This is a genomic window from Aquiflexum sp., assembly GCF_977115555.1.
On the sequence record NZ_CDSBKL010000298.1, the window covers coordinates 1 to 5,241 of the forward strand.

A 5,241-nucleotide genomic window follows, 5' to 3' on the forward strand; every position below is an offset into this window, starting at 1 on the left:
AAAAACCTCAAAGGTCTAATCAGAAAAACCTCAAAGGTCTTTCAATCATTACACAATCACCTTGGTTGTTCCGCCACCTTTGAGGGTGATTTCTACGGGCTTATTGAATTTCCAACTCCCTCCGGTAAAATCAGGTACATCGATGGAATTAGACCGGTTGGCTACGGACCACTCGCTCAATGGTGAAACAGAAGACCAAAGCGCTGCATCATACACGTCCTGATCCAAAGGAAGTCCGTTTCTAAGGCAGTCAATCAATCTCCAGTCCATCATAAAGTCCATGCCACCGTGACCGCCGATCTGCTTGGCTAGTTCCCCGACTTTCTTCACTATTTCAGGAGTATATTTTTCTTGGAGCGCTTTCATCTCTTCATCCTTCATCCAACTGTGTCCCTTTGCGACTTTTGGCTCAGGGTATTTTTGGGCATAAGCTTTGGTGCCACTGACTGTATGTAAACGTGAATAAGGTCTTGGCGAAGTCACATCATGCTGAATCATGATAGATCGGCCTTTTTTTGTTTTTACTACAGTGGTATTCATATTTCCTCTAAACTTCTTCTCAGCAAATGAAGCGAAGAAATTATCAGTTTCTGCCAGTTCTTTGGCTTTATCTGCCATTTGAAAGTCAGCACTTGACAAGGAAGTAAGGTATTCCATTTGGTCTCCCCTATTGATATCCATGATCTGACAGATCGGCCCCAGGCCATGGGTGGCATAAAGGTTCCCATTTCGGTAGTTTTCTTTCAATCTCCACATATCCTGATAGCCTCCATCACTTGTTTTCATAAAATTCAACCAAAGCAAATCATGGATATACGCTCCTTCGGTATGGATGATTTCGCCAAAAAACCCATCCCTTTTCATGCTGAGGGTCATCAGTTCAAAAAAGTCGTAGCAGCAATTTTCCAGTTGCATGCAATGTTTTTTGGTACGTTCGGAAGTTTCGACAAGCTGCCAGCATTCTTCCAAAGTCTTGGCAGCTGGGACTTCCACCGCAGCATGTTTGCCTGCTTCCATGGCATAGACCGCCATCGGAGTATGCCATTCCCATGGTGTTGTAATATATATCAGATCCAAATCCTGTCTGTCAACCATTTTCTTCCAGGCATAGGCAGAACCTGAGTATCCTTCAGGATTGTGTGCGGTGCCTTCAAGCTTCTTTTTCATTTTGTCCACCCTGTCAGGTATCAGGTCACAAAGCGCTTTGATTTCCACTCCCTCGATTTTGCTTAGACGGTCCACAGCACCCGGTCCTCGCTGTCCTAGACCCACTATCCCAATCCTGACTGTGGAAATTTTAGGGGCAGCATAGCCTGACATGTTAAAAAGTTGAGAATGGTTTCTTTGGCTTTGGAAAAGCACTTGCTCGGGAGTCTCTGCCTGTGCAAAATTAGGCAAAGCCGAACCTACTAATCCTAAACCTGCAAGTTTGAGAAAATCTCTGCGGTTATTGCTCATTTGAAATGGGTTTTAATTTGGTGGTTATTATTACAGAATTTGAATTTAGGGTTTATTCTTTTTTGAAAAAGAACCGTGCGTATAATTTGAGAAAAAATAAAAAAAGCAACCCTTCAGGATTGCTTCTAGCTTTAAAGGGCATTCAAAAGCTTCATTCCTTGGTAGCACATGTTTTGAGACCTACAATCGCGTAAAGCGGACAGAAGCTAACCAGACTTGTCAAAAGGAAAACTGCCGCAACAACAACAAGAACAATTCCCCATGTACCAGTCACAATTCCTCCAAAATATAAATATGCCGCAATCAGGGCAATAATCGTACGGATGACTCTATCCGCATTTCCCATATTCTTTTTCATGATTTTTGTGTGTTTAGGAGTTAAATAGAAAAACCAGTCCAAAAATTACAGAAAGGCAAATCGCGCATACAGCAATTAATTTCAAGAAGTTTTTCATTTGACTAAAATTGACCAATATATGGCAGTAATCTTATGACATTTGTCACATTAAAAAAGATCTTCCTACTTTTTTGTTTTGATTATCAATGAATTAAGAAAACTCAAAACCATTCCAACAAATAAAAAGGCAAAAGGCAAGGCAAATAGGATAAGCAGCTGACTGATAGATTGGAGCAAATTATCCTTGCCCATCAAAATCACCACAACTGTAAACATGGCAATACTGATTCCCCAAAACAGCCTGTATCTTCGGTTGGGCTCGGTTTTTCCTTCATCTGTAAACATACTCAAAACAAATATGGCAGAATCCACTGAGGTGATCAGAAAAGTAAAAACCAGAATAGTGGACACAGTGTTGCTGAAACCTGAGTAAGGAAACAAAGCAAAGAAATTGAAAATGGCATTGTAGATAGAACTGAAGCTTCCGGCTGTTGTTTTCCCTTGCTCAATCAGTTGAAAAGCATTGGACCCAAATACAGAAAACCAAATAAATGTACCCAAAGCAGGTACAATCAAGGTTCCGATTACAAACTGACGGATAGTCCTCCCTTTGGAAATCCGAGCAATAAATACTCCCGTAAAGGGGGTCCAAGCCAACCAAAATGCCCAATAAAAGAAAGTCCAATCCGTAAGAAATGAATGTGAAACTTTTTGATCCCCTATATTGAGACTCATGGGAATAAAATCCAAGAGGTATGTACCCAAAGCTTTGAAAAACATTTCAAAAACCATCCATTCACTCCCGACTACCCAAGTGAAAACCAGGAGGAGAGATGCCAATCCGATATTAAGATTGGATATGATTTTGATGCCTTTGTTTACTCCCAAGAAAGCGGAGAACGTAGAAATAGTGCAAACCAAAACAACCAGAAAAACAGTATCTCCAGAAGAAAAACTCTCCATACCTGTCCAAAAAGAAAGGGCATCCAACAATTGCCTACTACCCAAACCTACACCTGCCACTATGCCGATGACGGTACAGACGATCGTGAGAACATCTATCATGGTAGTCCAAACGGTTTTTTGATATTTTTTATCCAAAATAGAGGAACTCAGAATCGTGCCATTCCTATCATAAAGGTTATATCCGATCACCAAACCAAACAAACCATAAAATGCCCAAGGAGTAAATCCCCAATGGAAAAAGGTGTATTCCAACGCAAACTCCCCTGCCGAAAGCGGAGAGGATCTTGGGGGATTGGAATAGTAAAAGACCGGTTCCTGAACCGCCCTTAGCAACAATCCTCCTCCCATTCCGGTGCTATAGAGCATGGCTATCCATGAAAGCCAGGAATACTCAGGTTTTTCCTTTCCAAGTTTTCTATTTCCAAATGGGGAAAATGCCAAAACCAATAACAAACCCACTGCCCCCAAACCCAAAATCAAGTAAGGAATCCCAAAAACATTCAGCACTTGAGCGGTCAACAGACTGAGCTTTTTGCTAAAAAACTCAGGAAACCAAAATGCGAAAACCAAAAACACCAAGACAAAACCACCTGACCCATATAAGGTGTGTTTTTGTGTGTCGGTTGGTCTGTTGAAAAATTTCAAATCAATTTCATTTTATTCCGGACTCATATTTATTTCATCCTTTTTTCTGGCAGACCTTATAGCTCTAAAAACCTGAAAAAAAAGTATATAAACCAATACTGCCATCGGAGCAGAAATAATAGCCCAACCCCCGATTGCCAAAACCAAACGGCCCGAATATTGTGAAAATGCTTCCAAAATTCCTTCAGCATAAGCGTTTTGCAGACTTTCCAGATCCATTCCCAATTTTTCAAATCCAAATAAATATTCCCCAACTCTAGCAAAAGGAAGGATCAAGAGAATCTGAACCGGTGTCAAAATGTAACTGACTGCAATCATAATTGGCAAATTCAACCTTAAACGGAAAGCCAAAAAAGCCAAAATAAAAGTGGCAGTTCCATAAATGGGAAAAATCCCGATCAGGAAAGCTATTGAAATACTGAATGCAAGATCCTTTGGAGAAAGTCCCTGTTTTAAGAGTCCTTTGAATTTTTGATCAAGATTTCTTAGCCGCATGGTAGTCAGTTTTGCTATTTCCGCTTCAGGAATTTTGTCCTTTTCCTGAGAAATAATTCCTCATCACCATCTGGGCTTTCTTGTTTTGGGGGGTAAAATCCGGGTCCCTTTGCCTTGCCTGTGGATACCATTTCCAAAAATAAACGCCCGCCAACCAGTCTTTTTTCCAGGCTGTCCGGAAGAATGCCTCATAACAAAGCGCCTGAACTTCCTCAGAAAGCGGGATCTCCTTTCTTTCATTAGGCCAAACCCATGGTTGGATGGCTGCATCTTCGGTATTACAATAGCCGATTTCTGTAAAAATAACCGGCTTTAGGTATTGCCTGACCGTCTTCTCTATTTCCCTGTTCTTTTTTTCCCATGAGGAAACCAATTCTTCAAGATCAGGATTATGTTTTTCGCTCAAGGGAAAATAGGCCTGAATGCCGATATAATCCAAGGCATCCCAAAATTTTATCTGTTGGTATTCTGTGAAATTCGCAGCGTAAACCAATTCCCCTTTATAAACAGATTTGACTTCAGCAATCACCTTTCTCCAATCATTTTCACGCTGACTTGTCATTTCAAGCTCTGTACCGATACACAAAATCGGAATGCGGTTTTCCTCTGCAAACCGGGCAAAATAAAGAATAAAATCAGTGTATTGCTCAAACCAGGTATTCCAGTCAGCCTCGCTCTTCATGCTGATCGTCCCGGGCCAACTTCCCCTAACCCAAAGGTGCGGCTTCAGGATACTTTCGATTCCTTTTTCCCTTCCAATGGAGGCAGTTGTATTCATTCCTTTTAGGGATTCTCCCCACCACATCCTGTCAGAATGTTCCTCCCATCGGATTTCGGGCAGATTCGGATCTGCCTGCCAGCCAAAAGGTGTCTGTGAAATATGGCTGACTCCAAAACTCCCCAATGTATCCAACTCCCAACCCTCCAAAGGATTCCTGCTTCCTACCCAACAGACTCCTTTGTGCTTGTAGGCGATGGGAATAGAAATACCGATATTTTCTTCGGCAGCTTGGTTTTGGTAAGTCCAGATCGCCAAACTCAACAAAATCAAAACCAGAAGGATAACAGGTCTTTTCATATCAGCTTATGAATCTTGTTTCTATAATGATTTCCTCTTGCAGTGTCCTGTGGACAGGGCATTTGTTGGCAATTTCAAGAAGCTTGACTTTTATACTTTCATCAATCTCTCCTTCAATTTCCAAGGTACGGGTAAACCTGCTTATTTTGGAGCCTTGCTTATCAAAATCCTCACTGTCTGCTTTGTGGACTTTGTCGTGATC

6 protein-coding genes are annotated in these 5,241 nt (G+C 41.4%); all 6 read right to left on the minus strand.

What is annotated here, in order from left to right:
• Nucleotides 1-48 precede the first annotated feature (48 nt).
• Nucleotides 49-1,458, minus strand: coding sequence for a Gfo/Idh/MocA family protein (locus ACZFYI_RS15270; RefSeq protein WP_462524994.1), 1,410 nt, complete (start codon nucleotides 1,456-1,458; stop codon nucleotides 49-51).
• Between the two features lie 151 nt (nucleotides 1,459-1,609).
• On the minus strand, nucleotides 1,610-1,816 hold the full coding sequence (locus ACZFYI_RS15275) for a YgaP family membrane protein (RefSeq protein ID WP_462524995.1): 207 nt from the start codon (nucleotides 1,814-1,816) through the stop codon (nucleotides 1,610-1,612).
• Between the two features lie 162 nt (nucleotides 1,817-1,978).
• Nucleotides 1,979-3,466 (minus strand): BCCT family transporter, encoded by a 1,488-nt coding sequence (locus ACZFYI_RS15280; RefSeq protein WP_462524996.1) that lies wholly within the window; start codon nucleotides 3,464-3,466, stop codon nucleotides 1,979-1,981.
• A gap of 12 nt (nucleotides 3,467-3,478) precedes the next feature.
• The gene (locus tag ACZFYI_RS15285; protein ID WP_462524997.1) at nucleotides 3,479-3,961 is read right to left on the minus strand and encodes a DUF2062 domain-containing protein; all 483 of its coding nucleotides are present in this window, start codon (nucleotides 3,959-3,961) and stop codon (nucleotides 3,479-3,481) included.
• A gap of 25 nt (nucleotides 3,962-3,986) precedes the next feature.
• Complete coding sequence (locus ACZFYI_RS15290; RefSeq protein WP_462524998.1) at nucleotides 3,987-5,039, minus strand: glycoside hydrolase family 113; 1,053 nt, start codon at nucleotides 5,037-5,039, stop codon at nucleotides 3,987-3,989.
• A 1-nt stretch (nucleotide 5,040) separates the two neighbouring features.
• Nucleotides 5,041-5,241 (minus strand): OsmC family protein (locus tag ACZFYI_RS15295; RefSeq protein WP_462524999.1); only part of this gene is annotated, 201 nt, incomplete at its 5' end.

Excerpts from the sequence above, each read along its gene's own strand:
- ACZFYI_RS15270 (WP_462524994.1), bottom strand. The coding sequence starts at position 1,458 with ATGAGCAATAACCGCAGAGATTTTCTCAAACTTGCAGGTTTAGGATTA.
- ACZFYI_RS15275 (WP_462524995.1), bottom strand. The coding sequence starts at position 1,816 with ATGAAAAAGAATATGGGAAATGCGGATAGAGTCATCCGTACGATTATT.
- ACZFYI_RS15285 (WP_462524997.1), bottom strand. The coding sequence starts at position 3,961 with ATGCGGCTAAGAAATCTTGATCAAAAATTCAAAGGACTCTTAAAACAG.
- ACZFYI_RS15290 (WP_462524998.1), bottom strand. The coding sequence starts at position 5,039 with ATGAAAAGACCTGTTATCCTTCTGGTTTTGATTTTGTTGAGTTTGGCG.